Here is a 26,587-nt window from a genome sequence, read left to right on the forward strand (position 1 = left end):
GGTCGATCAGTCCTGCATTTCGCGGCCCGTGAGCCGCAGGAACACATCCTCCAGATTGGCCGGGCGATGCAGATAGCGCAACCCCGTACGACCCTTGATCCGTGCACGAAGCGGCTCCGGGTCGCTCACGTAGCAGAACAGCGTTTCGCCGCTGATCTCGGTACGCTTCGCGAACGCCGACAACTCGTCGCGCAGCGCGGCCGGGTCGGGCCCGTAGATTTCGATCACGTCGCAGCCGATCTCCGATTCGATCAGCGCGTGCGGCGCGCCTTCGGCGATCTTCCGGCCTTCCTCGATCACGCACAGGCGGTCGCACAGACGTTCGGCTTCTTCCATGAAATGCGTGGTGATCAGAATCGTCTTGCCGCGCGCGAGCAGCGAACGCAGCCGCTCCCACATCAGGTGCCGCGCCTGCGGATCGAGGCCCGTCGTCGGCTCGTCGAGCACCAGCACGTCGGGATCGTTGACGAGCGCGCGGGCGAGCGTGAGGCGGCGCTTCATGCCGCCCGACAGCTCGCCGACCTTCGCGTCGGCCTTGTTCTCGAGCTTCGCGAATTCGAGCAGCGGCTGCACGAGCGCGCGCGCAGCGTGAGCCGACATCCCGAAATAGCGGCTGAACACGAGCAGGTTCTCGCGCACGGTGAAGTCGGGGTCGAGATTGTCGAACTGCGGGACGACGCCGACGCGCCGGCGCGCATGCCGTGCTCGCGATGGAACCGGTTCGCCGCACAGCGAAATGGTGCCCGCATCGGGATACGCGAGGCCGAGCAGCATCTTCAGCGTGGTGGTCTTGCCGGCGCCGTTCGGCCCGAGCAGGCCGTAGCATTCGCCGGCCTGTACGTTGAAGGACAGGCCGTTGACGACGAGTTTGTCGCCATAGCGCTTTTCGACGTTGCGGAGATCGATCGGTGCGACGGACATGGGCATGTTGTCGTTGTAAGCGGGTGCGTTCCGCCGCCCGATGCGTGGCCGGTTGGCGAACGGATCGGACGAATGCGGGTCACAGGGGGCATGACCGAAGCGCGCGACGCCGGCACGTTATGGCCTGCTGGAATGCGAACGAGCCATTCTAGTGCATCGGCTGCGTCTCTTCAGGGCAGGCCTGCACGGCGCGATGCATGTGCGCACCGATCGTGCACTGCATCATCGCGCACGCGCCGAGCGGGGCGAATCAGCGTTTTCCATCCCTTGCGTCCTGAATTGCGGCGCACCATGATGAATGCGTAGGCTCGTTGTCGCGATAGGGAGGTTTCATGGCTAGCTACAACAAGATTTTGCTGTGTTACGACGGCTCGCTCGAAGGGCGCAAGGCACTGCGTTGCGGCGCCAATCTCGCAATGGACCTGAAGGCTGAAACGCACTTGCTGTCGGTCGTCGACATGCGTTCGAGCATTGCGCAAAGCGCGGGTCTGCTGACCGACGTCGCGTGCGGCCGCTTCGAGGAAACCGCGCGCGAAATCCTGCAGGAAGGCGTGAACTGGCTGCGCGAGCGCGGCGTGCAGGCCGAAGGCCATTTCGCGTTCGGCTATCCGATCGACGAAATCGCGAATCTCGCGTCGGAGCTGAAGGTCGACCTCGTCGTCGTCGGCCACCGGTGCCGCAGCGGGCTATCGAGATGGTGGATGGGGTCGGGCAATACGCAACTGCTCGATCGCGTGAACTGCAGCATTCTGGTTGCGTGCTCGTCGGCGGAGGAGCAGAAGGCCGAAATCGCGCGCGAGCGTGAAGCGGCCACGGCGAGCGGCAAATGATCCGATGACGCAATGACGGCCTGATCGGCGATTCGCGCCGGTCAGGCGCCGCACCGCATCCGCGGCGCGGGCGTCGCGCGCGACCGGTTACGCATGCAGGTCGATCGCGGACAACTTCCACGAAAACAGCCCGAAGCGGTGGAATACCGCCGCATAGCGCGTGCCATCGGCGCTGCGCTGGTAGGTCACGACGAATTCATCGACATTCCGGTAGCCGGCGCTGGTTTGCTGCTGATGCGGCGTGTGTGTTACATCGTTCGCGCTGGCCGGTGCGGCAGCAACTGGTGCCGGCGATGATGCTGCCGCGGCTGCGTTGCTGGCCGGAACGGCTGCGCTCGCCGGAGCCGGATTGGCCGGCGGTGCGGCCGACGTGTCGGCCGATGCATTGCCTTGCGGCAGATTCGACCATTCGGGCGGACGCTCGCCCGGATTGCCGCGTGGCGGCAATCCGCTCATCAGCGCGGCCACGCCTTCCGGGGTCGCGTACGCATCGACCAGCGGGCCGATCAGTGCGGACCCGATCAGCGCACCGATCACCGCGAACGGATTCTCCTTCTTCACCGCGTCGATCCGGCGCATCAACTCTTCCGTGACCTGCTGCTTCAGGCTGATGCGCAGCGACGGAAAATCGACATATTCACTGATGGCCTGCGCATCGCGCGAATCGATCGCCGATTTCAGGCGACCGAGCGCGACGTATGGCGATGCGTATGCATAACCGATCGCCGCAATGACGGCGACGGCCAGCACGACGATCAGCAGGGGCTTGAGCCGCCATGTGCGGCCCGAAGATCCAGTCACGTTGCCTCCGGTGCGGGAATGTTCCGCAATCAGAGACCGCCTTGCGCGGCCGATCGTTCCTCCGCGATGCAGCGATCGATCATCCGGCACACGGCATCGATCGTACCGACCATGATCAGCCGCGACCGGCCGTGATAGACGCGCACCGGCGCGCGGCGCGCGGGCTCTGCATGATTCAGGCCGGCGTTCAGCGATACCCGCGCGAAAGCGGGGAGCGCCGACGGCAGCAGGGACGCCTGCCGTTCGACTGCGACTTCTTCTTTCACAGGCGCTGCTGCGGACAGCGGTGCGCAAGGCGTGCGGCCGCGCAGATGACGCAGGCGACCGAATTGACGGAAAGGCAGCAGACGGGCAAGGCGTTCCATGATGTTCTCCTCAGCGAGACGGAATGTCAGAGTTCGCCTGATCGGATCAACCCGACGGCGATGCCTTCCAGCGCGAATTCCGCGCTGCCGGCCTTGACGAAGATGTTTTCGTAATCCGGGTTCTCCGCGATCAGCTCGAGGCCGCCCGGCCGGCGCATCAGGCGCTTGACCGTGACGTCGTCGCCGAGACGCGCGACGATGATCTGGCCGTCCTTCGCTTCCGTGCGCTTCTGAACGGCGAGGAGGTCGCCGTCGAGAATGCCGGCGTCGCGCATCGACAGGCCGCGCACCTTCAGCAGGTAGTCGGGCTTGCTGGAGAACAGTGCGGGATCGCACGCGTAATGCTGCGAGATGTGCTCCTGCGCGAGGATCGGGCTACCGGCCGCGACGCGGCCGACGAGCGGCAGCGACAGTTGCATCAGGCCGGCATGCGGCAGCGTGAACTGGTGCGGCGCGTCGTCGATGCCGAGCAGGCGGATGCCGCGCGATGCGCCGGCGGCCAGCTCGATCACGCCCTTGCGCGCCAGTGCGCGCAGGTGCTCCTCGGCCGCATTCGGCGAGCTGAAGCCCAGTTCGGCCGCGATTTCGGCACGGGTGGGCGGGAATCCGGAGCGCTCGATCGCGCGACGGATCAAGTCGAACACTTGCTGCTGACGGGCGGTGAGTTTGGTCATGGCTCAACTGTATGGATAGACAGTGAGCTGTATTTTTATACAGTACTTCGCGAATTTCAAGCGTTACTTGAAGTTCGACGCGATCGCGCCGGTTCCGGCGCGATTTCGCGACGTCCGGACGCCGGTTCATCTGCCGCAACCGTCCATCCCGTATGCGTTAGCACTTTTGAGTATTAAAAAATGAGGAACGATTATTTTTAATCATGTAAGCCGTTCGCTAGACTGGCCCGACATCGCAATACCGACAACACTGGAGAACCAAGGATGGCGAAGCGCAATACGGGGCTGGTGGGCGGAGCGGGCCGCCTGATCGCAACACTCGCGCTGGGCGCGGCGGCGGCGCTGGGCGTCGCGACGCATGCCCAGGCCGATACGACCTTCCTGAACGTGTCGTACGACCCGACGCGCGAGCTGTATCAGGACTTCAACCAGGCGTTCGGCAAGGAGTGGAAGGCGAAGACGGGCGAGACGGTCAACTTCAAGCAGTCGCACGGCGGCTCGGGCGCGCAGGCGCGCTCGGTGCTCGACGGCCTGCAGGCCGACGTCGTCACGCTGGCGCTCGCGTACGACATCGACGCGCTCGCGAACAAGGGGCTCGTCAACAAGGACTGGCAGAAACGCCTGCCCGACAACGCGTCGCCGTACACGTCGACGATCGTGTTCCTCGTGCGCAAGGGCAATCCGAAGGGGATCAAGGACTGGGACGACCTGACCAAGCCGGGCATCTCGATCGTCACGCCGAACCCGAAGACGTCGGGCGGTGCGCGCTGGAACTACCTGGCCGCGTGGGCGTATGCGGTGCACAAGCCGGGCGGCAACGAGCAGACGGCGAAGGAGTTCGTCACGAAGCTCTACAAGAACGCGGGCGTGCTCGATTCGGGCGCGCGCGGCGCGACCACGAGCTTCGTGCAGCGCGGAATCGGCGACGTGCTGATCGCATGGGAAAACGAGGCATTCCTGTCGGTCAAGGAATTCGGTACCGACAAGTTCGAGATCGTCGTGCCGTCGGTGAGCATCCTGGCCGAGCCGCCCGTCGCGGTGGTCGACAAGGTGGTCGACAAGAAGGGCACGCGCAAGCTGGCCGACGCGTACCTGAACTTCCTGTACAGCCCGCAGGGCCAGGAGATCGCGGCGCGCAACTACTACCGGCCGCGTTCGAAGAACGTGCCGGCGGAACTGACGAAGCAGTTCCCGAAGCTGAAGCTGTACACGGTCGACGACACGTTCGGCGGCTGGACGAATGCGCAGAAGACGCATTTCGCGGATGGCGGCGTGTTCGACTCGATCTACAAGCCGCAGTAACGCCATAACGACAGCGGCGCGCCACGACAGCGCGCCGCATCCCCGACGGGCCGCCGGCGCAATTCATCGCGCCGGCGTTTGCGTCGGGCCCATGAGCAGCATCGACCCAGCAAGAGCATCCGATGACGACGTACACCTTTCGCAAGCCGAGCGCGCTGCCCGGTTTCGGCGTGACGCTAGGCATCACGGTGGCCTATTTGAGCCTCGTGGTGCTGATTCCGCTCGCCGCCACGTTCCTGAAGACCGCGACGCTGTCGTGGGACCAGTTCGTCACCGCCGTCACGTCGCCGCGCGTGCTCGCGTCGTACCGGCTGACGTTCTCGGCCGCGCTCGGCGGCGCGCTGATCAACGCCGTGTTCGGCTTCCTCGTCGCGTGGGTGCTCGTGCGCTACACGTTCCCGTTCAAGCGCCTCGTCGATGCGATCGTCGACCTGCCGTTCGCGCTGCCGACGTCGGTCGCCGGCATCTCGCTTGCGGCCGTTTACGCGACCAACGGCTGGGTCGGCCAGTATCTCGCGCCGCTCGGCATCAAGATCGCGTTCACGCCGGCCGGCGTGCTGGTCGCGCTGACCTTCATCGGGCTGCCGTTCGTCGTGCGCACCGTGCAGCCGGTGCTCGAGGATTTCGAGCGCGAGCAGGAAGAGGCCGCCGCGTGCCTCGGCGCGTCGCGCTGGCTGACGTTCCGCCGCGTCGTGCTGCCGGCCGTGCTGCCGGCGCTCCTGACCGGTTTCGCGCTGTCGTTCGCGCGCGCGCTCGGCGAATACGGGTCGGTGATCTTCATCGCCGGCAACGTGCCGATGAAATCCGAGATCACGTCGCTGCTCATCATCACGAAGCTCGAGCAATACGACTACGCGGGCGCGACCGCGCTCGCGGTCGTGATGCTGGTCGTGTCGTTCCTGATGCTGCTGCTGATCAACACGCTGCAATGGTATCTGCAGCGCCGCACGAGCAAGGGCGCAAGCGGCCCCGCGCCCGCGATTGTCACCGCAACCGTCACCGCAACCGCAGCAGGAGGCCAGCAATGAGCCAGGAGGCCACCGTCGTGCTGAAAACCTCGCCGTCGGCCGCGCAAGGGCGCGCCGCGAAACGGCTCGACCCCGTCAGCGAGTCGCGCGTCGTGCGCTGGCTGCTCACGGGCATCGCGCTGGTATTCCTCGCGTTCTTCCTCGTCGTGCCGCTCGCCGCGGTGTTCGTCGAGGCGCTGAGAAAGGGCGTCGGCTTCTATCTCGAATCGCTGGCCGATCCCGACGCATGGGCGGCGATCAAGCTGACGCTGATCGTCGCCGCGATCGCGGTGCCGCTGAACCTCGTGTTCGGCGTGTGCGCATCGTGGGCGATCGCGAAGTTCGAATTCCGCGGCAAGGCGCTGCTGACGACGCTGATCGACCTGCCGTTCTCCGTGTCGCCGGTGATCTCGGGCCTCGTGTACGTGCTGCTGTTCGGCGCGCAGGGCTGGCTCGGGCCGTGGCTGCAGGATCACGACGTGCAGATCATCTTCGCGGTGCCGGGCATCGTGCTCGCGACGATCTTCGTCACGTTCCCGTTCGTCGCGCGCGAGCTGATTCCGCTGATGCAGGCGCAGGGCACCGACGAGGAAGAAGCCGCGCGCGTGCTCGGCGCGTCGGGCTGGCAGATCTTTCGCCGCGTGACGCTGCCGAACGTGCGGTGGGGCCTGCTGTACGGCGTGATCCTGTGCAACGCGCGCGCGATGGGCGAATTCGGCGCGGTGTCGGTCGTGTCGGGCCACATCCGCGGCGTGACCGACACGATGCCGCTGCACGTCGAGATTCTGTACAACGAATACAACTTCGCGGCGGCGTTCGCGGTGGCGTCGGTGCTGGCGCTGCTCGCGCTCGTCACGCTCGCGCTGAAGCTGCTCGCCGAGCGTCATCTCGCCGCCGAACTGGCCGGCGCGCGCGACGCCGTTCCCGCACATGCCGGCCCTGTCGCCGCCGTTTCGTCGAAATCGTAAAGAGGCAACCAGAATGGGTATCACCGTCAGTAACCTTCAGAAGCGCTTCGGCGATTTCACGGCGCTCGACAACGTATCGCTCGACTTCCCGCCCGGCGAGCTGGTCGCGCTGCTCGGGCCGTCCGGCTGCGGCAAGACCACGCTGCTGCGCGTGATCGCGGGCCTCGAGCACGCGGACGCCGGCCAGGTCGTACTGCAGGGGCTCGACGTCGCGTCGGTCGGCGCGCGCGACCGTCAGGTCGGTTTCGTGTTCCAGCATTACGCGCTGTTCCGCCACATGACGGTGTTCGAGAACGTCGCGTTCGGGTTGCGCGTGAAGCCGCGCCGCGAGCGGCCGTCGGAAGCCGCGATTCGCGACAAGGTGCACGAGCTGCTGAAGCTCGTGCAGCTCGACTGGCTCGCGCAGCGCTATCCGTCCGAGCTGTCGGGCGGCCAGCGCCAGCGCATCGCGCTGGCCCGTGCGCTCGCGGTCGAGCCGAAGGTGCTGCTGCTCGACGAACCGTTCGGCGCGCTCGACGCGAAGGTCCGCAAGGAGCTGCGCGGCTGGCTGCGCCGTCTGCACGACGACCTGCACATCTCGACGATCTTCGTCACGCACGACCAGGAGGAGGCGCTGGAGGTGGCCGATCGAATCGTCGTGCTGAACCGCGGCCACGTCGAGCAGGTCGGCAGCCCGCAGGACGTCTACGACCATCCGCGGAGCGCGTTCGTGTACGAGTTCCTCGGCGCGGCGAACCGGCTGCCGGGCACGGTCGCCGGGCGCGGCTTCGTCGCCGAGGGCGCCGCTGCACCGATCGAGGTGGACGCCGACTTCGCGGGCCCCGCGAACGCATACGTGCGGCCGCACGACCTGCAGCTTTGGCCGGCAGGAGAAGGGCACCGGGACGGCATCGCCGTGGACGTGCGCCGCGTGATCCCGCTGGGCGGCTCGGTGCGTGTCGAGCTCGAGGCGCGCGCGGGCGGCGCACTCGAGGCGGAACTCGATCGCGATGCATGGCGTGCGCTCTCGCTGCAGGTCGGCGACGGTGCGACGGCCGTGCCGCGCGCGGTGCGCGTGTTTCCCGCGCGTTGAGGCGAGAATGCAGGGCAGGGGGCGGAATTCGCTCCGATTCGACAATCAAACAACGACAGCCTAAGAGGCATACCCATGAATTTTCAGCAATTGCGGTTCGTGCGCGAAGCGGTGCGCCAGAACATGAACCTGACGGAAGTCGCGAACGTGCTGTACACGTCGCAGTCGGGCGTGTCGAAACAGATCAAGGATCTCGAGGATGAGCTGGGCGTCGACATCTTCATTCGGCGCGGCAAGCGGCTGACGGGCCTCACGGAGCCGGGCAAGGCCGTGCACCAGTTGATCGAGCGGATGCTGCTCGACGCCGAGAACCTGCGCCGCGTCGCACGCCAGTTCGCGGACCAGGACAGCGGCCACCTCGTCGTCGCGACCACGCACACGCAGGCGCGCTACGCGCTGCCGAAGGTGATCCGGCAGTTCACCGACGTGTTCCCGAAGGTGCATCTCGCGCTGCGTCAGGGCAGCCCGCAGCAGATCGCGCAGATGATCCTGAACGGCGAGGCCGATCTCGGCATCTCGACCGAGGCGCTCGACCGCTATCCGGACATCGTCACGTTCCCGTGCTATTCGTGGCACCACACGGTCGTCGTGCCGAAGGGCCATCCGCTCGTCGGCCGCGAGAACCTGACGCTCGACGAAATCGCCGAGTACCCGATCATCACGTACGACCAGGATTTCACGGGCCGCTCGCACATCGACCAGGCGTTTGCGCAGGCAGGCGCCGTGCCCGACGTCGTGCTGACCGCGATCGACGCGGACGTGATCAAGACCTATGTCGAGCTCGGGATGGGGATCGGCGTCGTCGCGGCGATGGCTTACGATCCGCAGCGCGACACGGGCCTCGTCGCGCTCGATACGCAGCACCTGTTCGAGGCGAGCACGACGCGGGTCGGGCTGCGCAAGGGCGCGTTCCTGCGCGCGTATGCGTACCGGCTGATCGAGATGTTCGCGCCGCACCTGAACGAAGCGGAAATCGCGGGGATGTTGCGCGAAGCCGTCTGACGGCAGCGCTTCGCGCGCCGTCCGGGCGGTTGCCCCGGGCGGCGCGGCATGCGCTCGCCGGAGGCGATGCGCAGCGGCGAACGTGCCGTCACCGTGAAGCGGCTGCACGACATCGACAAGTCGTGGTGTGGATGCTGCTCTTCGTGCCGATCGTCGGCGCGATCGCGTAGTTCGCGATGAACGGCTTCATCGCCGGCACGCCGCATGCGAACCGCTTCGGCGAGCCGCGATCGGCCGATGAAGATGAGCCGGTGCCGCAGGACCCTGCGTGACGCGCGGCGGCCTGCGCAAGTGTGGTTTTTGCGCGTCGCGACGCACGATCGCGCACTCCGAAAAAACCCTTAAATATTGATCAGACAGGTTGCGCGCCGAAGCGAATCGGTACAGCATAGCCTTCACTCCGCCGGCTTCCAGCCGGCGGCGGCGCGTAAACAACAGCACGCGCCAGGCAGTCGGCCGTCTGCCTCGCTTCCATTCCGTGGTACCGACAGCAGCATCGATGGCCATTGTCCGGGTAGTGTGGCGCAAACGTTTGCTTACATTAAAACAACAGTCCGGCCCTTCGGGCCAGTCGCCAGGAGATGTGTATGAATGTCCGCTTTCGCCGTCGCTTCCTGACCGCCGCGCTCGCCGCCGTCGCGGTCGCCGCCGCCCCGGCCGTCCACGCGCAATCTGCGGCCAAGCCGAAGGTCGCGCTCGTGATGAAGTCGCTCGCCAACGAGTTCTTCCTGACCATGGAAACCGGCGCGAAGGAATACCAGAAACACAACGCGAATCAGTTCGACCTGATCACCAATGGCATCAAGGACGAGACCGACACCGCGAACCAGATCCGCATCGTCGAGCAGATGATCGTGTCGAAGGTCGACGCGATCGTGCTCGCGCCGGCCGATTCGAAGGCGCTCGTGCCGGTCGTGAAGAAGGCCGTCGACGCGGGTGTCATCGTCGTGAACATCGACAACCGGCTCGATCCCGACGTACTGAAGTCGAAGAACCTGAACGTGCCGTTCGTCGGCCCCGACAACCGCAAGGGCGCGCGCAAGATCGGCGACTACCTCGCGAAGAAGCTGAAGGCGGGCGACCAGGTCGGCATCGTCGAAGGCGTGTCGACGACGACCAATGCGCAGCAGCGCACGGCCGGCTTCGAGGACGCGATGAAGGCGGGCGGGATGAAGGTCGTGTCGGTGCAGTCCGGCGAATGGGAGATCGACAAGGGCAATGCGGTGGCCGCCGCGATGCTCAACGAATACCCGAACCTGAAGGCGCTGCTGTGCGGCAACGACAACATGGCGATCGGCGCCGTGTCGGCCGTGCGCGCGGCCGGCAAGCAGGGCAAGGTGGCCGTGGTCGGCTACGACAACATCAACGCGATCAAGCCGATGCTGAAGGACGGCCGCGTGCTCGCGACCGCCGATCAGTACGCGGCGAAGCAGGCCGTGTTCGGCATCGACACGGCACTCAAGGCGATCGCCGAGCATCGTAAGCAGGCCGACATGTCCGGCGTGGTCGAGACGCCGGTGGATCTCGTGACGAAGTGACGCCGCGCCGGTGCGGCCGCCGCCCTCAAGAATCGGGCGCGGCGGCCGTTATCCGGTGTGAGCGCGATCACGGCCACTGCATGCCCATGCACTAGTGAGCGTCACACCCGCGCGCCGCGTGCGCGCGGCCGCAACCAGGATCGCGATGGAACCGACCTTCCAACCCTCCCGTTCAGCCGCCCCGGTGCTGTCCGTCTCCGGCATCGGCAAGACCTATGCCGAACCCGTGCTCGCCGACGTCACGCTGACGCTCGCGGCGGGCCAGGCGCTCGCGTTGACGGGCGAGAACGGCGCCGGCAAGAGCACGCTGTCGAAGATCATCGGCGGGCTCGTCGAACCGACCGCCGGCACGATGCAGCTCGGCGGCCAGGCGTATGCGCCGGCGAGCCGCACGCAGGCCGAGGCGCTCGGCGTGCGCATGGTGATGCAGGAGCTGAACCTGCTGCCGACGCTGACGGTTGCCGAAAACCTGTTCCTGAACCGCCTGCCGCGGCGCTTCGGGATCATCGACCGCGCGCGGCTGCGCGACGACGCGCGCGCCGCGATGGCGCAGGTCGGGCTCGACATGGTCGATCCCGATACGCCCGTCGGCGCGCTCGGCATCGGCCATCAACAGATGGTCGAAATCGCGCGCAACCTGATCGGCGACTGCCGCGTGCTGATCCTCGACGAGCCCACCGCGATGCTGACCGCACGTGAAGTCGCGCTGCTGTTCGAGCAGATCGACCGGCTGAAGGCGCGCGGCGTCGCGATCGTCTACATCTCGCATCGGCTCGAGGAACTCGCGCGCGTCGCCGAGCGTGTCGCGGTGCTGCGCGACGGCCGGCTCGTGCATGCGGGCGACATGGCGGCGACGACGTCCGACCGGCTCGTCACGCTGATGGTCGGGCGCGAGGTCGGCGAGCACATCGATCTCGGCGAACGCCATATCGGCGCGCCGCGGCTTGTCGTGTCGGGCCTCACGCGCGGGTCGGCCGTGCGGGACGTGTCGCTCGAGGTGCGCGCGGGCGAGATCTTCGGCATTTCGGGGCTGATCGGCGCGGGGCGCACCGAATTGTTGCGGCTGATCTACGGCGCCGATACGCCCGATGCCGGGATGATCGCGGTCGGCCAGCCGCTGAAGCCGGCGCGGATCGGTTCGCCGGTCGATGCGGTGAAGCATGGCATCGCACTGATTACCGAGGATCGCAAGGGTGAAGGGCTGCTGCTGTCGCAGTCGGTCACCGCGAACGTGTCGCTCGGCCAGCTCGACCGGCTCGCGCGCGGCGGCATCGTCGACACCGCGCGCGAAACGGCGCTCGCCGAGCGGCAGATCGACGCGCTGCGGATCCGCACGCACGGTGCGGCGCAGGCGGTCGGCGAACTGTCGGGCGGCAACCAGCAGAAGGTCGTGATCGGCCGCTGGCTCGCGCGCGACATGGGCGTGCTGCTGTTCGACGAGCCGACGCGCGGGATCGACGTCGGTGCCAAATTCGAGATCTACACTTTGATGGGCGCGCTCGCGCGCGAAGGCCGCGCGCTCGTCGTCGTGTCGAGCGACCTGCGCGAGCTGATGCTGATCTGCGACCGGATCGGCGTGATGTCGGCCGGGCGCATGACCGCCGTGTTCGAGCGCGGCAACTGGACCCAGGATGCGCTGCTGGCCGCGGCGTTCGCCGGCTTCGGCCGCGAGACGCCGCCGGGCGGCGCGCAGCATCCGGACGCGGGGCCGGCGCAGGGCGCCGCTCCCGGCACTTCGACGACAGGACGACAGCAATGACCCAGCCTCCCGTATCCCCGACCGACGCAGGCGCGCAGCAGGACGTGACGGGGCGCCGCGCGCGCACGCTGTCCGGCACGCGGCTCGGCCTGTCGAACTATCTCGGGCTCGCCGGCGCGCTGGCCGCGATGATCGCGCTGTTTTCGGCGCTGAGTTCGCATTTCCTGACCTACGACACGTTCAGCACGATCGCGAACCAGATTCCCGATCTCGTCGTGATGTCGGTCGGGATGACCTTCGTGCTGATCATCGCCGGGATCGACCTGTCGGTCGGCTCGGTGCTTGCGCTCGCCGCGTCGATGGTCAGCGTCGCCGCGCTGAAATGGCAGTGGGGGCCGCTGCCGGCCGCGCTGATCGGGATCGCGGTCGCAACCGTCACGGGCGCGCTGACGGGCGCGGTCACGGTCGGCTGGCGGATCCCGTCGTTCATCGTGTCGCTCGGCGTGCTGGAGGCCGCGCGGGGCCTCGCCTATCAGCTGACGAATTCGCGCACGGCCTATATCGGCGACGCGTTCGATTTCCTGTCGAACCCGATCGCGCTCGGCATCTCGCCGGCATTCCTGATCGCGGTCGCGGTGATGATCGCAGCCCAGTTCGTGCTCACGCGCACCGTGTTCGGACGCTATCTCGTCGGGATCGGCACGAACGAGGAAGCCGTCCGACTTGCCGGGGTTAACCCGAGGCCGTATAAAATCCTCGTATTCGCATTGATGGGCGCGCTCGCGGGGCTCGCATCGCTGTTCCAGATTTCGCGGCTCGAGGCGGCCGATCCGAACGCGGGCGTGGGCCTCGAACTGCAGGTGATCGCGGCTGTCGTGATCGGCGGCACGAGCCTGATGGGCGGGCGCGGCTCGGTGATCAGCACGTTTTTCGGCGTGTTGATCATCTCCGTGCTGGCCGCGGGGCTGGCGCAGATCGGCGCGAACGAGCCGACGAAACGGATCATCACTGGCGCGGTGATCGTGGTGGCGGTCGTGCTCGATACCTATCGCAGCCGGCGTGCACGCGCGCGATAGAAAGACAGACAGAACAGACCAGAGAGAAACGGGAAATGGCGACGATCAAGGATGTGGCGGCCATGGCGGGCGTGTCGTTTACGACCGTCTCGCACGTGGTGAACAATTCGCGGCCGGTGTCCGCGGATGTGCGTGCGAAGGTCGAGGGCGCAATCCGCGAGCTGAACTACGTGCCATCGGCCGTGGCGCGCTCGCTGAAGGCGCGGGCGACGGCGACCATCGGCCTCGTCGTGCCGAACAGCACGAATCCGTACTTCGCGGAGCTTGCGCGCGGCATCGAGGATCAGTGCGCGGCCAACGGCTATTGCGTGTTCTTCTGCAACTCGGACGACGATCCCGTGAAGCAGCGCAACTACCTGCGCGTGCTGCAGGAAAAGCGCATCGACGGGCTGATCGTCGCATCGGCGGGCGAGGATGCGGTGCTGGCGCAGACGCTCGCGGACACGCATGCGCCGCTCGTCGTCGTCGACCGCAACATCGAGGGGCTCGCGGCCGATCTCGTGCAGATCGACCACGAACGCGGCGCGTACCTGGCGACGCGCCACCTGCTCGAACTCGGGCACGCGAAGATCGGCTGCATCACCGGGCCGACCGACACGGCCGTCAGCGCGATGCGCGTGCACGGCTTCATCCGCGCGATGGCCGAGCGCGGGGTCGACATCGTGCCGGGCGCGATCGCGGAAAGCGATTTCTCGTGCCTCGGCGGTTATCACGCGGCGTCGCGGCTGTTCGAATCGGTGCGGCCGAGCGCGATCTTCGCGGGCAACGACCTGATGGGCGTCGGCGCGCTGCGCGCGGCGGCCGAGCGCGGGCTGCGCGTGCCCGACGACTGCTCGATCATCGGTTTCGACGACATCGAATTTTCCCGCTACACGTATCCGGCGTTGTCGACGGTCGGCCAGTCGGTGCGCGCGCTCGGCGAAATGGCCGCACAGACGCTGATCGAGCGGATCGGCGGCGGCTCGACGGCCGTGCCGAGCCGCCGTCGCGTCGTGTCGCCGCGCCTCGTGCTGCGCGAATCGACGGCGATCTACCGCGAACCGGCCGCATCGGGCGGTCGCGCATGACGACGCACGCCGCGGGTGCCGGCCGCGTGACGGTGGTCGGCAGCCTGAACATGGATCTCGTCGTGCGTGCGCCGCGGCTGCCGCTGCCGGGCGAAACGCTCGCCGGGCACGCGTTCGCGCAGGCGGCGGGCGGCAAGGGCGGCAACCAGGCCGTTGCCGCCGCCCGGCTCGGCGCGCAGGTCGCGATGATCGGCTGCGTCGGCGCGGATGCGCACGGCGCGGCACTGCGCGCCGGCCTCGAAGCCGAGGGCATCGACTGCACGGGGCTCGCGACGAGCGCGTCGGCGTCGACCGGCGTCGCGCTGATCGTCGTCGACGATGCGAGCCAGAACGCGATCGTGATCGTCGCGGGCGGCAACGGCGAGGTCACGACCGATACGATCGCACGGCACGAAGCCGCGCTGGCGTCGGCCGACGTACTGATTTGCCAGCTCGAGACGCCGCCCGACGCGGTGTTCGCGGCGCTGTCGGCCGGGCGGCGGCTCGGCCGCACGGTGGTGCTCAATCCGGCCCCGGCCGTCGCGCCGCTGCCGGACGGCTGGCTGCCGCTCGTCGATTACCTGATCCCGAACGAGGTCGAGGCCGCCGCGCTGACCGCGCTGCCGGTACGCGATCCGGCCGGTGCCGAAGCCGCCGCGCGTGCGCTGCAGGCCGGCGGCGCGCGCAACGTGCTGGTCACGCTCGGTGCGCGCGGCGTGCTCGCGCTGACGGCCGACGGCGTCGCGCGGCACTATCCGGCGCCGGCCGTGCAGGCCGTCGACACGACGGCGGCCGGCGATACCTTCATCGGCGGCTTTTCCGCGCGGATCGCAGCCGGCGCGGACGTCGACATGGCCATCCGCTTCGCGCAACGCGCGGCGGCGCTGTCGGTCACGCGAGCGGGCGCGCAGCCGTCGATTCCGACGCTCGCGGAACTGGCCGAATAGGGCTGGATCACGGATTCCACATCACGGCCGGCCCGTCGCACGAGACGGCCGGCCGTACCTCCTGCCTGCTGCCCCGGCCGGCATCGCGCAAAGCCTTCTCCGATCCAGTTTGTCGTCGCCCGGATCTCGCGCTGATTATTCGGTCGCCCGCAATAAACAGACAAATAATTCGAAAAAATACCGTCAAAACCATCAAGTTGTGCGCCATGCGGTCGTAAATGCACCGAGTGAGTGAAGCAATGCTTCGAGCCAACGGGCCTGGCCCGTTCATGACGACGCAACACAGGAAGGATGATGGTCTTCAGGAACCTGACGATTCGTGCGCGCATCGGTGTGACGATGGCGTTTCTGGCGGTGCTGCTGGGCGTAACCGGCGTGCTCGGGCTGTACGGGATGACGCGTGCGAACGACTCGACGCGCGAGATTTTCACGAACCAGATGCCGAGTGCGGTCGACGTGGCGGTCGCGGAAATGTTCGCCGCACGCGAGCGCCTCGCGCTCGACCGCGCGGCGCTGCTGTCCGGTACGCCCGACTCGGCGGCGGCCATCGAGCGCAGCCGCGCGATGCGCGCGCAGTCCGACGCGTGGTGGCAGAAATACCTCGCGCTGCCGCGCGACGCGGAGGAGGATCGCCTGGCGCAGGATGTCGCCGCGAAGCGGCAGGCGCTGCAACGCAGTTGCGACGCGTTCGCGAGCATCGTCGGGTCCGACCAGCGCGATCGCATCGGCGACGGCGCGAAGCAGCTCCAGGCGAACTACACCGAGCTCTCGGTGGCGGGCGAGGCGCTGCGCAACTTCCAGTTCACCGCCGCGAAGGCGGGCTTCGATCATGCGCAATCGGTATACGACACGATGCGGGTGCTGTCGATCGTCGCGCTCGCGGCCGGCATCGGCGCCGCGCTGCTGTCGTGGCTGACGCTGAGCCGCGCGATCGGCCGTCCGATCGCGGACGCGCTCGCGCATTTCGACGCGATTTCTGCAGGAGACCTGCGCCGGCCGATCGTCGTGCACCGGCGCGACGAGATGGGGCAGCTTCTCGAAGGCCTCGCGAAGATGCAGCGCGGGCTCGTCGACACGGTGCGCACCGTGCGCGGCGGCAGCGAGTCGATCGCGACCGCGGCCCGCCAGATCGCGGCCGGCAACATCGACCTGTCGTCGCGCACCGAGGAACAGGCCGCTGCGCTGCAGGAAACCGCATCGAGCATGGAACAGCTGACCGGCACCGTGAAACAGAACGCGGACAATGCACGCCAGGCAAGCGCGCTGGCCGCGAATGCGTCGGAGATTGCAAACAAGGGCAATACGGTGGTCGGCCAGGTGGTCGGCACGATGGGCGAGATCAACGACAGCTCGGCCAAGATCGCGGACATCATCGCGATCATCGAGGGAATCGCGTTCCAGACCAACATTCTTGCGCTGAATGCGGCCGTCGAAGCCGCACGCGCGGGCGAGGAAGGGCGCGGCTTCGCGGTCGTCGCGGGCGAGGTGCGCAGCCTCGCCCAGCGTTCGTCGACCGCGGCCAAGGAGATCAAGGCGCTGATCGATGCGTCGGTGGAGCGCATCCGGTCGGGTTCCACGCTGGTCGACGAAGCGGGGCGCACGATGAGCGACGTGATCGGTGCGGTGCAGCGCGTGACGGACATCATGGGTGAAATCGCCGCGGCGTCCGAGGAGCAGAGCGGCGGGATCGACCAGGTGGCGCGCGCCGTCGCGCAGATGGACGAGGTCACGCAGCAGAATGCGGCGCTCGTCGAGGAAGCCGCGGCCGCCGCGCAGTCGCTCGATGAACAGGCCGCGCGCCTGCGCGAAACGGCGGCGGTGTTCCAGCTCGACGACGAAGCGGCACGCACGGGCGCCGTCGCGCCGGTCGCAGCGCGTCACGCGTCGCGTGCACCCGCGGCGGTGGTTGCCGTACCGGCACCGGCGCCGGCACAACAGGCTGCTGCGCGCGACGATCGCGATGCACCGCCGAAGCGCATGGCTGCGACGCCGCCGGCGCGCAAGCCCGTGGCTGCATCCGCAGCGCCCGCAGCGGCGCCGGTCGCTGCTGGCGCCGGCGCCGACGACTGGGAGACCTTCTGATTCGCGCGTGCCGCGCATCTATCCCCATTTGGTGACGAACGACGCCCGCGACATGCGGGCGTCGTCGTTTCGGCGGCGGACAAAATATGACAGCGCGCGTGAACGGTCACGCATCGTCGCATGCATCGCGCGGCCCGCGCCGCCGGATGCGCGCAATACGCGCAACGGTGCGCGTCGTGTTCCCGCATCCGTCGTACGGGTATCTCCGTAAGGGGCACGGCAAAAAAATTGTAACGGTGCGCGCGGCGTGTCGTCGTAAACGACGGCTCGAACGTATAGGGATGAAGGGGGGCGTGACGACGTCGGAAGTGTCCAACGCACAAGACGATTCGTTGTTCGACGAGACGCGACGGATGCAGTTTCTGCGGCTCGGGAGGTCGATTGTAAAACGACGAAATACGTTGTCCAAGCGGTGTTGTCGAGAATGACGAACTTCATACGAAGAGTTCGTGAAAAAAAATTAGAAAGGGTTTAGGATGAATTCGAACGCGCTTGCTTCTGCGCAGTCGTACGAAGGCAGGCACGTCTTCAGACTCAGGCGAGGGAGGTAGCATGGATATTTACAGCAGCTTCGCGAACCGCTTCGAAAAAATGCGAGAGGAAGAGCTCTCGCTGGAGGAGTATCTCGCGCTCTGCAAGAACGATCCATCCGCGTACGCGACGGCTGGTGAACGCATGCTGGCAGCAATCGGGGAACCTGAACACATCGATACCCGCAACGAGCCGCGCCTGTCGCGGATCTTCGCGAACAAGGTCATCAAGGTCTATCCCGCATTCCGTGAGTTCTACGGAATGGAGGAAGTGATCGAGCAGGTGGTCGCGTATTTCCGCCACGCCGCGCAAGGGCTCGAAGAGAAGAAGCAGATCCTTTACCTGCTCGGTCCGGTGGGCGGCGGCAAGTCGTCGATCGCCGAGCGTCTGAAGCAACTGATGGAGCGCGTGCCGTTCTATGCGCTGAAGGGCTCGCCCGTCAACGAATCGCCGCTCGGGCTGTTCGACTACGACGAAGACGGCCCGATCCTCGAGGAACAGTACGGCATTCCGCGCCGCTACCTGAAGAGCATCCTGAGCCCGTGGGCCGTCAAGCGCCTGCACGAATACAACGGCGACATCCGCCAGTTCCGCGTCGTGCGCCGCTATCCGTCGATCCTGCGGCAGATCGGCATTGCGAAGACGGAGCCGGGTGACGAGAACAACCAGGACATCTCGTCGCTGGTCGGCAAGGTCGACATCCGCAAGCTCGAGCAGTATGCGCAGGACGACGCCGACGCATACAGCTACTCGGGCGGCCTGTGCCTCGCGAACCAGGGCCTGCTCGAATTCGTCGAAATGTTCAAGGCGCCGATCAAGGTGCTGCACCCGCTGCTGACCGCCACGCAGGAAGGCAACTTCAAGGGCACCGAGGGCTTCGGCGCGATTCCGTTCGACGGGATCATCCTCGCGCACTCGAACGAGTCGGAGTGGAAGGCGTTCCGCAACAACCGCAACAACGAGGCACTGCTCGACCGGATCTTCGTCGTGAAGGTGCCGTACTGCTTGCGCGTGTCGGAAGAGACCAAGATCTACGAGAAGCTGATCCGCAACTCGTCGCTCGCCGAGGCCGTATGCGCGCCGGGCACGCTGAAGATGATGTCGCAGTTCTCGGTGCTGTCGCGCCTGCACGAGCCGGAGAATTCGAGCCTGTTCTCGAAGATGCAGGTGTACGACGGCGAAAACCTGAAGGACACCGATCCGAAGGCGAAGTCGTACCAGGAATATCGCGACTACGCGGGCGTGGACGAAGGGATGACGGGCGTGTCGACACGCTTCGCGTTCAAGATCCTGTCGCGCGTGTTCAACTTCGATTCGAGCGAGGTCGCGGCCAATCCCGTGCACCTGATGTACGTGCTCGAACAGCAGATCGAACGCGAGCAGTTCCCGCCGGAAACCGAGCAGAAATACCTGTCCTTCGTGAAGGACGTGCTCGCGTCGCGCTACGCGGATTTCATCGGCAAGGAGATCCAGACGGCCTACCTCGAGTCGTATTCGGAGTACGGCCAGAACATCTTCGACCGCTACGTCACGTATGCCGACTTCTGGATCCAGGATCAGGAATTCCGCGATCACGATACCGGCGAGAGCTTCGATCGCGCCGCGCTGAACGCGGAGCTGGAGAAGATCGAGAAGCCGGCCGGCATCAGCAATCCGAAGGATTACCGCAACGAGATCGTGAACTTCGTGTTGCGTGCGCGGGCGGCAAATGCCGGCAAGAACCCCGTGTGGACGAGCTACGAGAAGTTGCGCGTCGTGATCGAGAAGAAGATGTTCTCGAACACCGAGGAACTGTTGCCGGTGATTTCGTTCAACGCAAAGGGTTCGGCGGAAGAGCAGCGCAAGCATGAGGACTTTGTAAACCGGATGGTCGCGAAGGGCTATACGCCGAAGCAGGTGAGGCTGCTTTGCGACTGGTACCTGCGCGTGCGCAAGTCGTCATGACGCGCGCGGTACCGAGCCCGTGCGGCGAGTCCGCACGGGCGCTTTCAGGGACGCCGCCCGCATGACGGGAGACGGCATGTGCGGCGAGCGTTCCGGCATATCGACTTTCGAGCGGGAGACCGGCAGTGCTTCATCAAATCATCGACCGCAGGCTGGCCGGCAAGAACAAGAGCATCGCCAACCGCGAACGCTTCCTGCGTCGCGTCAAGAACTACATTCGTCGTGCCGTGTCCGACGCGGTGCGCGACCGTAGCATCAAGGATATCCAGAGCACGCAGAGCATCACGATCCCGCGCAAGGACATCGCGGAGCCGAATTTCCGGCACGGGCCGGGCGGGCGTCGTGAATACGTGCATCCCGGCAACGAGGACTACGTGCGCGGCGACAAGATCCCGCGCCCGCAGGGCGGCTCGGGCGGCGGCGGCAGTCAGGCCAGCAACGAGGGCGAAGGGCAGGACGACTTCGTGTTCGAGTTGTCGCGCGACGAGTTCATGCAGTACTTCTTCGACGATCTCGAACTGCCGCGCCTCGTGAAGACGCACCTGCTGACGGTGCCGAGCTGGAAGAACGTGCGCGCGGGCTGGTCGGCGGAAGGCACGCCGAACAACATCGACGTCGTGCGCTCGCTGCGCAGCGCGCTCGGCCGGCGCATCGCGCTCGGCTCGCCGCTCGTCAACGAGCTGCGCGAACTCGAGGCCCAGCTCGAAGCGATGAAGAGCGATCCGGAAGACCGCCGCGCGGAAATCGCGACGCTCGAGGCCGAGATCCATCACCTGAAGGGGCGCATCTGGCGGATTCCGTTCATCGATCCGTTCGACCTGCGCTACATCAACCGCGTGAAGCAGCCGCAGCCGTCGAGCCAGGCCGTGATGTTCTGCCTGATGGACGTGTCGGGCTCGATGGACGAGCAGCGCAAGGATCTCGCGAAGCGCTTCTTCATCCTGCTTTACCTGTTCCTCAAGCGCAACTACGAGCGCATCGAGGTCGTGTTCATCCGTCACCATACGCGCGCCGAGGAGGTCGACGAGGACACCTTCTTCCATTCGACCGAGAGCGGCGGCACGGTCGTGTCGAGCGCGCTCGAACTGATGCGCAAGGTGCAGAACGAGCGCTACTCGCCGACCGAATGGAACATCTACGGCGCGCAGGCGTCCGACGGCGACAACTGGACCGACGATTCGCCGAAGTGTCGCAAAATCCTGGAAGAGGATATCCTCACGAAGACGCGTTACTTCGCGTATATCCAGGTCGCGCCGGAAGAGCAGAATTTGTGGCTGGAATACGCGCAACTGGCACTGTCGCAACCGCATCTCGCGATGAAAAAAGTGGAATCGGCTGCCGACATTTACCCGGTATTTCGCGAATTGTTCGAAAAGCAGGTGGAAACGTCATGACGACCCGCCATCTGCACAACGAGTCGCGCGGCTACGAGCCGCGCCCCTCCGGCGACGACACGGCCGGCCCTGCCGCATCGCAGCAACGCGCGCAGGCCGAACCTTCGCCGCCGGCCGCCGACTTGCCCGGTTCCGGGCAAAAGGAAGCGCGTATGAACGTTGCCGAACGCAAGCCGCTGCCGTGCCCGTCCGACTGGACGTTCGAACTGCTCGAGGAATACGACACGCACATCTCGCAGGTCGCCGAACAATACGAGCTCGACATCTACCCGATCCAGCTCGAACTGATCAGCGCCGAACAGATGATGGACGCGTATGCGTCGGTCGGGATGCCAGTCAACTACCGCCACTGGTCGTTCGGCAAGCACTTCCTGTCGACCGAGAAGAGCTACCGCCGCGGCCAGATGGGCCTCGCGTACGAAATCGTCATCAATTCGAACCCGTGCATCGCGTATCTGATGGAAGAGAACACGATGACGATGCAGGCGCTCGTGATCGCGCACGCGGCGTACGGGCACAACTCGTTTTTCAAGGGCAACTACCTGTTCCGGCTGTGGACCGACGCGCACGCGATCATCGACTATCTCGTGTATGCGAAGAACTACGTCGCGGAATGCGAGGAGCGCTACGGGCTCGATCGCGTCGAGGAGCTGCTCGATTCGTGCCATGCGCTGATGAACTACGGCGTCGACCGCTACAAGCGGCCGCAGAAGCCGTCGCTGTCGAAGGAAGCCGCGCTGCGGCGCGAGCGCGAGGCGTACCTGCAGTCGCAGGTGAACGAACTGTGGCGCACGCTGCCGGGCAAGAAACCCGAGCTGATGGAGGAGCAGGAAGACCGCTATCCGCCCGAGCCGCAGGAGAACCTGCTGTATTTCGCGGAGAAGAACGCGCCGCTGCTCGAGCCGTGGGAGCGGGAAGTGATCCGCATCGTGCGCAAGATCGGCCAGTATTTCTACCCGCAGCGGCAGACGCAGGTGATGAACGAAGGCTGGGCGACGTTCTGGCACTACACGCTGCTGAACACGCTGTACAACCAGGGCAAGCTGGAAGACAGCTTCATGATGGAGTTCCTGCATTCGCACAGCAACGTGGTCTACCAGCCGCCCGTCACGAAGCCGTACTACAGCGGGATCAACCCGTATGCGCTCGGTTTCTCGATGATGAGCGACATCCGGCGGATCTGCGAAGCGCCGACGGAAGAGGACTACAAGTGGTTTCCGGAGATCGCGGGCACGCCGTGGCTGCCGGCGATGCACTACGCGATGCGCAACTTCAAGGACGAAAGCTTCATCGCACAGTACCTGTCGCCGAACCTGATCCGCGAGATGCGGCTCTTCTCGGTGCTCGACGACGACATGCGCGATTCGCTCGAGGTATCGGCGATCCACGACGATTCCGGCTACCAGTACGTGCGGCAGGCGTTGTCGCGGCAGTACGACATCCATCACCGCGAGCCGAACATCCAGGTGTGGGCAGTGAACACGCGCGGCGACCGCAGCCTCACGCTGCGTCACTTCATGACCGACAACCGCCACCTGTCGAACGACAGCGACGAAGTGCTCAAGCACATGGCGCGGCTGTGGCAGTTCGACGTGTACCTGGAAAGCGTCGACGAGGCCGGCACCGTGCGCAAGCGCTACGAGTGCCGCTACGTGCCGCCGGAGGTGCGTGTCTGAGCGCCGCTTTCGAATAGTTTGCATCGGACGCCAGCCCGCGGGCTGGCGTTTTCATATGACGAACGCGCGGCGGGAGAAAAATTTTCTACATCCGGACGAACCCGGAAAGCCTGTTACTTTACATTTCGCTAAAATCCCGTAGCGCCGTGCCGCCGGAACCGGTGCCACGTGCGACCGCACGCGGCGGCCCCCAAGCCGTCTCGCCCAGAAAGCATTAAAAGGAACAGACCAATCCATGGACGTCCAGACCGACCAAGCTGCGCTGTCCGCGCATGACACCCGGCGGCGCGTGTTCGCCATCGTCGGCGCCTCATCGGGCAACCTCGTCGAGTGGTTCGACTTCTACATCTACTCGTTCTGCGCGCTGTATTTCGCGCCGGCGTTCTTCCCGAGCGGCAACACCACGACGCAGCTGCTGAATACGGCGGGCGTGTTCGCGGCCGGCTTCCTGATGCGCCCGATCGGCGGCTGGCTGTTTGGCCGCATCGCCGATCGTCACGGCCGCCGCGCGGCGATGATGATCTCGGTGCTGATGATGTGCGGCGGTTCGCTCGTGATCGCGGTGCTGCCGACCTATGCGCAGATCGGCGCGCTCGCGCCGGCGCTGCTGCTGGTCGCGCGTCTGTTCCAGGGCCTGTCGGTGGGCGGCGAATACGGCACGAGCGCGACCTACATGAGCGAGGTCGCGCTGAAGGGCCGGCGCGGCTTCTTCGCGTCGTTCCAGTACGTGACGCTGATCGGCGGCCAGCTGTGCGCGCTGCTCGTGCTCGTGATCCTGCAGCAGACGCTGTCGACCGACGAACTGAAGGCGTGGGGCTGGCGCATCCCGTTCGTCGTCGGCGCGGCGGCCGCGCTGATCTCGCTGTACCTGCGGAAATCGCTCGACGAGACGTCGACCAGCGCGTCGCGCGACAAGAAGGACGCCGGCACGATCCGCGGCGTGTGGCGGCACAAGGGCGCGTTCCTGACGGTGGTCGGCTTCACGGCCGGCGGCTCGCTGATCTTCTACACGTTCACGACGTACATGCAGAAGTACCTCGTGAACACGGCCGGCATGCACGCGAAGACGGCCAGCAACGTGATGACCGTCGCGCTGCTCGTCTACATGCTGATTCAGCCGGTGTTCGGCGCGCTGTCCGACAAGATCGGCCGCCGCACGTCGATGATCCTGTTCGGCTCGTTCGCGGTGATCGGCACGGTGCCGCTGATGCATGCGCTGAAGGACGTGACGAGCCCGGTGGCTGCGTTCGTGCTGATCACGGTCGCGCTGGCGATCGTCAGCTTCTACACGTCGATCAGCGGCCTCATCAAGGCCGAGATGTTCCCGCCGGAAGTGCGTGCGATGGGCGTCGGCCTGTCGTACGCGGTCGCGAACGCGATCTTCGGCGGCTCGGCCGAGTATGTCGCGCTGTGGTTCAAGTCGATCGGCAGCGAGGAAACCTTTTACTGGTACGTGACGGTGCTGTGCGCGATCTCGCTGATCGTGTCGTGGCGGATGCGCGATCCGAGCAAGGAAGGGTATCTGCGCAACGAACCGTGATCGATTGCGCATCGCGCGCAGTCGCATCGTGACGAACGTCCCGCCAGCTGGCGGGACGTTTTTTTGCGGCGTGCGATTACGCGTGCGGCGGCGCGTGATCGAACACGCTCGACCAGCCATGCGAACATCTGCTCGACGCTCGGCGAGCGCGACGGGCCGTATACGGGGAGCCGGACGATCGCGCAGGTAGACATCCTCGGCATCGCGTCGGTGGGGCGCGTCATATCGATATCGAAATCGATTCGTTGTCCGTTACGAGCAATTTCCTTAATCTGAACCCGTAGTTCGTGTGACACCTCCTTGACTGGGATTCGCGCCCGCTGTCCGCAGCGGGCGTCTTTTTTTGTGCGCGGCGTGCCGCCGCACGGCTCGCTTGCCTCATCACGAAACCCGCTGAGCAAAGCACCATTTGTTGGTTCGGATTCGCCGCATGCGCTGATACGTTAGCGGCTTCGCGACACCACACTTCGTCGTGATGTTCCTCGAACCGGCCGCCGCGCGATCCGCGGCGGCCTTCATAACAAATCAGGTCGTGCTCATGAAAATCCACACTCTCGCTACGTGGCTCGTCGGGGCTGCGCTCGTCACCGCAGGCACGGTCGCGCATGCGGACCGTCTCGACGACATCAAGAAGGCCGGCGTGCTGCGCGTCGCGACGTTCGACAGCAACCCGCCGTTCGGTTATGTCGATGCAAAGAACAACCACATCGTCGGTCTCGACGTCGACTATGCGAAGGCGCTTGCCGACAAGCTCGGCGTGAAGCTGCAGCTCCAGCCGACCAACCCGGCGAACCGCATTCCGTTCCTGACGTCCGGCAAGGTCGATCTCGTGCTCGCGAACTTCACGATCACCGACGAGCGCGCGAAGCAGGTCGACTTCAGCATTCCGTATTTCTCGTCGGGCCAGCAGTTTCTCGCGAAGAAGGGCGTGCTGAAATCGGCCGACCAGTTGAACGGCCTGCGCGTCGGCGCGGACAAGGGCACGACGAACGAGATCACGCTGCGCGAGAAATTCCCGAAGGCGACGATCGTCGCGTACGACGACACGCCGTTCGCGTTCGCCGCGCTGCGCGCCGGCAACGTGCAGGCGATCACGCAGGACGGCCCGAAGCTGATCGGCCTGCTCGCGAACGTACCCGACAAGCAGAACTACGAGATTCCCGCGTTCACGATCTCGAACGACTACATGGGCGTCGGCGTGCCGAAGGGCGAGACGCGCCTGCTCGGCTTCGTCAACGACACGCTGAAGGGGCTCGAGGCGAACGGCCGCGCCGTGCAGATCTACGATGCATGGTTCGGGCCGACGACGAAGACGCCGCTCACGCGCATCTTCCGCATCGGCGACAAGACCTGAGCCACGCCGCACGCGCGCCGCGATTTGCCGGAACGTCGGCAGCGCGGCGCTTTCCGTTTTGTTCCGATCGCGTGCTTCGCGCACGTCCCTCAGCATGCTCGGGTTGGCTCCCAAATATCTGTCCTGGCTCTGGCAGGGTTTCCTGCTGACACTCGGCCTCGCGGCCGCGTCGGCCGTCGCCGCGACCGCCGGCGGGCTGCTGCTCGCGGTCATGCGGCATGCGCGCGGCACGGTGCTGCGCACGGCGGCCGCCGCATACGTCGTCGCGTTCCGCAACACGCCGCTGCTCGTGCAGTTGCTGTTCTGGTATTTCGGCGTCGCGTCGTTGCTGCCCGACACGTGGATCGCGTGGCTGAACGCGCGTCATCAAGTGAGCGCGGGCCCGCTCACGCTCGCATGGCCGTCGTTCGAATTCGTCGCGGGCTGGGTCGGGCTGAGCGCGTATACGGCCGCATTCGTCGCCGAGGAATGCGAAGCCGGCCTGCGCGGCGTGCGCCGCGCGCAGCATGACGCGGCGGCGGCGCTCGGCCTCACGCCGATGCAGTCGCTGCGCTACGTGGTATTGCCGCAGGCCGTGCGCATCGCGCTGCCGCCGCTGTTCGGCCAATACATGAATCTCGTGAAGAACTCGTCGCTCGCGATGGCGATCGGCGTGGCCGAGCTGTCGTATGCGTCGCGGCAGGTCGAAACGGAAACGTTCAAGACCTTCGCCGCGTTCGGCGTCGCGACCTTGCTGTACGTCGCGGCGGTGGCCGCGATCGAGGCCGGTGCGTATGCGGCCACGCAATGGCGCGACCGGCTTGGCGCGGGGCGTTGAC

22 protein-coding genes are annotated in these 26,587 nt (G+C 66.0%); 18 read left to right on the forward strand and 4 right to left on the reverse strand.

Annotated features, from left to right (window positions below; translation table 11 throughout):
- Positions 1-6 precede the first annotated feature (6 nt).
- Positions 7-921: a nodulation factor ABC transporter ATP-binding protein NodI gene (gene nodI / locus ACM6JT_RS25715; protein WP_034184273.1), complete on the reverse strand. Its 915-nt coding sequence runs from the start codon at positions 919-921 to the stop codon at positions 7-9.
- Between the two features lie 332 nt (positions 922-1,253).
- Between nodI and ACM6JT_RS25720 the strand changes: the two genes are divergently transcribed.
- Positions 1,254-1,751: a universal stress protein gene (locus ACM6JT_RS25720; RefSeq protein WP_034184109.1), complete on the forward strand. Its 498-nt coding sequence runs from the start codon at positions 1,254-1,256 to the stop codon at positions 1,749-1,751.
- An 87-nt stretch (positions 1,752-1,838) separates the two neighbouring features.
- Here ACM6JT_RS25720 and ACM6JT_RS25725 read toward each other — a convergent pair whose 3' ends face one another.
- Genes ACM6JT_RS25725 through lexA form a run of 3 tightly spaced genes read right to left on the reverse strand, consistent with a single transcriptional unit; the run spans position 1,839 to position 3,591 of the window.
- On the reverse strand, positions 1,839-2,552 hold the full coding sequence (locus ACM6JT_RS25725) for a DUF2939 domain-containing protein (RefSeq protein ID WP_243565564.1): 714 nt from the start codon (positions 2,550-2,552) through the stop codon (positions 1,839-1,841).
- A 29-nt stretch (positions 2,553-2,581) separates the two neighbouring features.
- Complete coding sequence (locus ACM6JT_RS25730) at positions 2,582-2,917, reverse strand: hypothetical protein (protein WP_034184111.1); 336 nt, start codon at positions 2,915-2,917, stop codon at positions 2,582-2,584.
- 26 nt (positions 2,918-2,943) lie between these two features.
- Positions 2,944-3,591: a transcriptional repressor LexA gene (gene lexA / locus ACM6JT_RS25735; protein WP_009689103.1), complete on the reverse strand. Its 648-nt coding sequence runs from the start codon at positions 3,589-3,591 to the stop codon at positions 2,944-2,946.
- Between the two features lie 264 nt (positions 3,592-3,855).
- Here lexA and ACM6JT_RS25740 point away from each other — a divergent pair, with 264 nt between their 5' ends.
- The 17 genes from ACM6JT_RS25740 to ACM6JT_RS25820 all read left to right on the forward strand — a co-directional run bounded on the left by ACM6JT_RS25740 (position 3,856) and on the right by ACM6JT_RS25820 (position 26,586).
- The gene (locus ACM6JT_RS25740) at positions 3,856-4,893 is read left to right on the forward strand and encodes a sulfate ABC transporter substrate-binding protein (RefSeq protein WP_105393108.1); all 1,038 of its coding nucleotides are present in this window, start codon (positions 3,856-3,858) and stop codon (positions 4,891-4,893) included.
- 122 nt (positions 4,894-5,015) lie between these two features.
- On the forward strand, positions 5,016-5,921 hold the full coding sequence (gene cysT, locus ACM6JT_RS25745; RefSeq protein WP_034184113.1) for a sulfate ABC transporter permease subunit CysT: 906 nt from the start codon (positions 5,016-5,018) through the stop codon (positions 5,919-5,921).
- Positions 5,918-6,868 carry a sulfate ABC transporter permease subunit CysW gene (cysW, locus tag ACM6JT_RS25750; RefSeq protein WP_034184114.1) on the forward strand — a complete coding sequence of 317 codons (951 nt, stop codon included), beginning with the start codon at positions 5,918-5,920 and terminating at the stop codon, positions 6,866-6,868. The genes cysT and cysW overlap by 4 nt, the downstream gene beginning before the upstream one ends.
- A 13-nt stretch (positions 6,869-6,881) precedes the next feature.
- Complete coding sequence (locus tag ACM6JT_RS25755; RefSeq protein WP_034184115.1) at positions 6,882-7,940, forward strand: sulfate/molybdate ABC transporter ATP-binding protein; 1,059 nt, start codon at positions 6,882-6,884, stop codon at positions 7,938-7,940.
- A gap of 75 nt (positions 7,941-8,015) precedes the next feature.
- Positions 8,016-8,942, forward strand: coding sequence for a CysB family HTH-type transcriptional regulator (locus tag ACM6JT_RS25760; protein WP_034184116.1), 927 nt, complete (start codon positions 8,016-8,018; stop codon positions 8,940-8,942).
- A gap of 587 nt (positions 8,943-9,529) precedes the next feature.
- On the forward strand, positions 9,530-10,480 hold the full coding sequence (locus ACM6JT_RS25765; protein ID WP_034184117.1) for a sugar ABC transporter substrate-binding protein: 951 nt from the start codon (positions 9,530-9,532) through the stop codon (positions 10,478-10,480).
- Between the two features lie 145 nt (positions 10,481-10,625).
- Complete coding sequence (locus ACM6JT_RS25770; protein WP_414857556.1) at positions 10,626-12,239, forward strand: sugar ABC transporter ATP-binding protein; 1,614 nt, start codon at positions 10,626-10,628, stop codon at positions 12,237-12,239.
- Positions 12,236-13,255, forward strand: a complete 1,020-nt coding sequence (locus tag ACM6JT_RS25775; RefSeq protein WP_034184119.1) for an ABC transporter permease — start codon at positions 12,236-12,238, stop codon at positions 13,253-13,255. Before ACM6JT_RS25770 ends, ACM6JT_RS25775 begins: the two co-directional genes overlap by 4 nt.
- 35 nt (positions 13,256-13,290) lie before the next feature.
- Positions 13,291-14,322: a LacI family DNA-binding transcriptional regulator gene (locus tag ACM6JT_RS25780; protein ID WP_034184120.1), complete on the forward strand. Its 1,032-nt coding sequence runs from the start codon at positions 13,291-13,293 to the stop codon at positions 14,320-14,322.
- On the forward strand, positions 14,319-15,248 hold the full coding sequence (gene rbsK, locus ACM6JT_RS25785) for a ribokinase (protein ID WP_407971486.1): 930 nt from the start codon (positions 14,319-14,321) through the stop codon (positions 15,246-15,248). The genes ACM6JT_RS25780 and rbsK overlap by 4 nt, the downstream gene beginning before the upstream one ends.
- Before the next feature lie 294 nt (positions 15,249-15,542).
- A complete protein-coding gene (locus ACM6JT_RS25790) occupies positions 15,543-17,330 on the forward strand; it encodes a methyl-accepting chemotaxis protein (protein ID WP_414857557.1) in 1,788 nt (595 codons plus the stop codon).
- Positions 17,331-17,882: 552 nt separating this feature from the next.
- Positions 17,883-19,805, forward strand: a complete 1,923-nt coding sequence (locus ACM6JT_RS25795) for a PrkA family serine protein kinase (RefSeq protein ID WP_034184123.1) — start codon at positions 17,883-17,885, stop codon at positions 19,803-19,805.
- A 125-nt stretch (positions 19,806-19,930) separates the two neighbouring features.
- Positions 19,931-21,199: a YeaH/YhbH family protein gene (locus ACM6JT_RS25800; RefSeq protein ID WP_034184124.1), complete on the forward strand. Its 1,269-nt coding sequence runs from the start codon at positions 19,931-19,933 to the stop codon at positions 21,197-21,199.
- Positions 21,196-22,875, forward strand: a complete 1,680-nt coding sequence (locus ACM6JT_RS25805; protein ID WP_034184125.1) for a SpoVR family protein — start codon at positions 21,196-21,198, stop codon at positions 22,873-22,875. Before ACM6JT_RS25800 ends, ACM6JT_RS25805 begins: the two co-directional genes overlap by 4 nt.
- 235 nt (positions 22,876-23,110) lie before the next feature.
- Complete coding sequence (locus ACM6JT_RS25810) at positions 23,111-24,415, forward strand: MFS family transporter (protein ID WP_034184126.1); 1,305 nt, start codon at positions 23,111-23,113, stop codon at positions 24,413-24,415.
- A gap of 538 nt (positions 24,416-24,953) precedes the next feature.
- Positions 24,954-25,769, forward strand: a complete 816-nt coding sequence (locus ACM6JT_RS25815; RefSeq protein ID WP_041489925.1) for an ABC transporter substrate-binding protein — start codon at positions 24,954-24,956, stop codon at positions 25,767-25,769.
- A 94-nt stretch (positions 25,770-25,863) separates the two neighbouring features.
- The gene (locus tag ACM6JT_RS25820; protein ID WP_131947353.1) at positions 25,864-26,586 is read left to right on the forward strand and encodes an amino acid ABC transporter permease; all 723 of its coding nucleotides are present in this window, start codon (positions 25,864-25,866) and stop codon (positions 26,584-26,586) included.
- The last annotated feature ends 1 nt before the right edge of the window (position 26,587 follow it).

This window comes from Burkholderia sp. IT-111MI5 (assembly GCF_949752865.1).
Classification (GTDB): Bacteria; Pseudomonadota; Gammaproteobacteria; order Burkholderiales; family Burkholderiaceae; genus Burkholderia; species Burkholderia pyrrocinia_C.

What these genes read in the sequence shown, in the direction of transcription:
- ACM6JT_RS25730 (WP_034184111.1), bottom strand. Translation starts at nt 2,917, where the DNA reads ATGGAACGCCTTGCCCGTCTGCTGCCTTTCCGTCAATTCGGTCGCCTG.
- ACM6JT_RS25775 (WP_034184119.1), top strand. Translation starts at nt 12,236, where the DNA reads ATGACCCAGCCTCCCGTATCCCCGACCGACGCAGGCGCGCAGCAGGAC.
- rbsK (WP_407971486.1), top strand. Translation starts at nt 14,319, where the DNA reads ATGACGACGCACGCCGCGGGTGCCGGCCGCGTGACGGTGGTCGGCAGC.
- ACM6JT_RS25780 (WP_034184120.1), top strand. Translation starts at nt 13,291, where the DNA reads ATGGCGACGATCAAGGATGTGGCGGCCATGGCGGGCGTGTCGTTTACG.
- ACM6JT_RS25770 (WP_414857556.1), top strand. Translation starts at nt 10,626, where the DNA reads ATGGAACCGACCTTCCAACCCTCCCGTTCAGCCGCCCCGGTGCTGTCC.
- ACM6JT_RS25805 (WP_034184125.1), top strand. Translation starts at nt 21,196, where the DNA reads ATGACGACCCGCCATCTGCACAACGAGTCGCGCGGCTACGAGCCGCGC.
- nodI (WP_034184273.1), bottom strand. Translation starts at nt 921, where the DNA reads ATGTCCGTCGCACCGATCGATCTCCGCAACGTCGAAAAGCGCTATGGC.
- ACM6JT_RS25765 (WP_034184117.1), top strand. Translation starts at nt 9,530, where the DNA reads ATGAATGTCCGCTTTCGCCGTCGCTTCCTGACCGCCGCGCTCGCCGCC.
- lexA (WP_009689103.1), bottom strand. Translation starts at nt 3,591, where the DNA reads ATGACCAAACTCACCGCCCGTCAGCAGCAAGTGTTCGACTTGATCCGT.
- ACM6JT_RS25760 (WP_034184116.1), top strand. Translation starts at nt 8,016, where the DNA reads ATGAATTTTCAGCAATTGCGGTTCGTGCGCGAAGCGGTGCGCCAGAAC.
- ACM6JT_RS25815 (WP_041489925.1), top strand. Translation starts at nt 24,954, where the DNA reads ATGAAAATCCACACTCTCGCTACGTGGCTCGTCGGGGCTGCGCTCGTC.
- cysT (WP_034184113.1), top strand. Translation starts at nt 5,016, where the DNA reads ATGACGACGTACACCTTTCGCAAGCCGAGCGCGCTGCCCGGTTTCGGC.
- ACM6JT_RS25720 (WP_034184109.1), top strand. Translation starts at nt 1,254, where the DNA reads ATGGCTAGCTACAACAAGATTTTGCTGTGTTACGACGGCTCGCTCGAA.
- ACM6JT_RS25795 (WP_034184123.1), top strand. Translation starts at nt 17,883, where the DNA reads ATGGATATTTACAGCAGCTTCGCGAACCGCTTCGAAAAAATGCGAGAG.
- ACM6JT_RS25740 (WP_105393108.1), top strand. Translation starts at nt 3,856, where the DNA reads ATGGCGAAGCGCAATACGGGGCTGGTGGGCGGAGCGGGCCGCCTGATC.
- ACM6JT_RS25810 (WP_034184126.1), top strand. Translation starts at nt 23,111, where the DNA reads ATGGACGTCCAGACCGACCAAGCTGCGCTGTCCGCGCATGACACCCGG.
- ACM6JT_RS25820 (WP_131947353.1), top strand. Translation starts at nt 25,864, where the DNA reads ATGCTCGGGTTGGCTCCCAAATATCTGTCCTGGCTCTGGCAGGGTTTC.
- ACM6JT_RS25755 (WP_034184115.1), top strand. Translation starts at nt 6,882, where the DNA reads ATGGGTATCACCGTCAGTAACCTTCAGAAGCGCTTCGGCGATTTCACG.
- ACM6JT_RS25790 (WP_414857557.1), top strand. Translation starts at nt 15,543, where the DNA reads ATGGTCTTCAGGAACCTGACGATTCGTGCGCGCATCGGTGTGACGATG.
- cysW (WP_034184114.1), top strand. Translation starts at nt 5,918, where the DNA reads ATGAGCCAGGAGGCCACCGTCGTGCTGAAAACCTCGCCGTCGGCCGCG.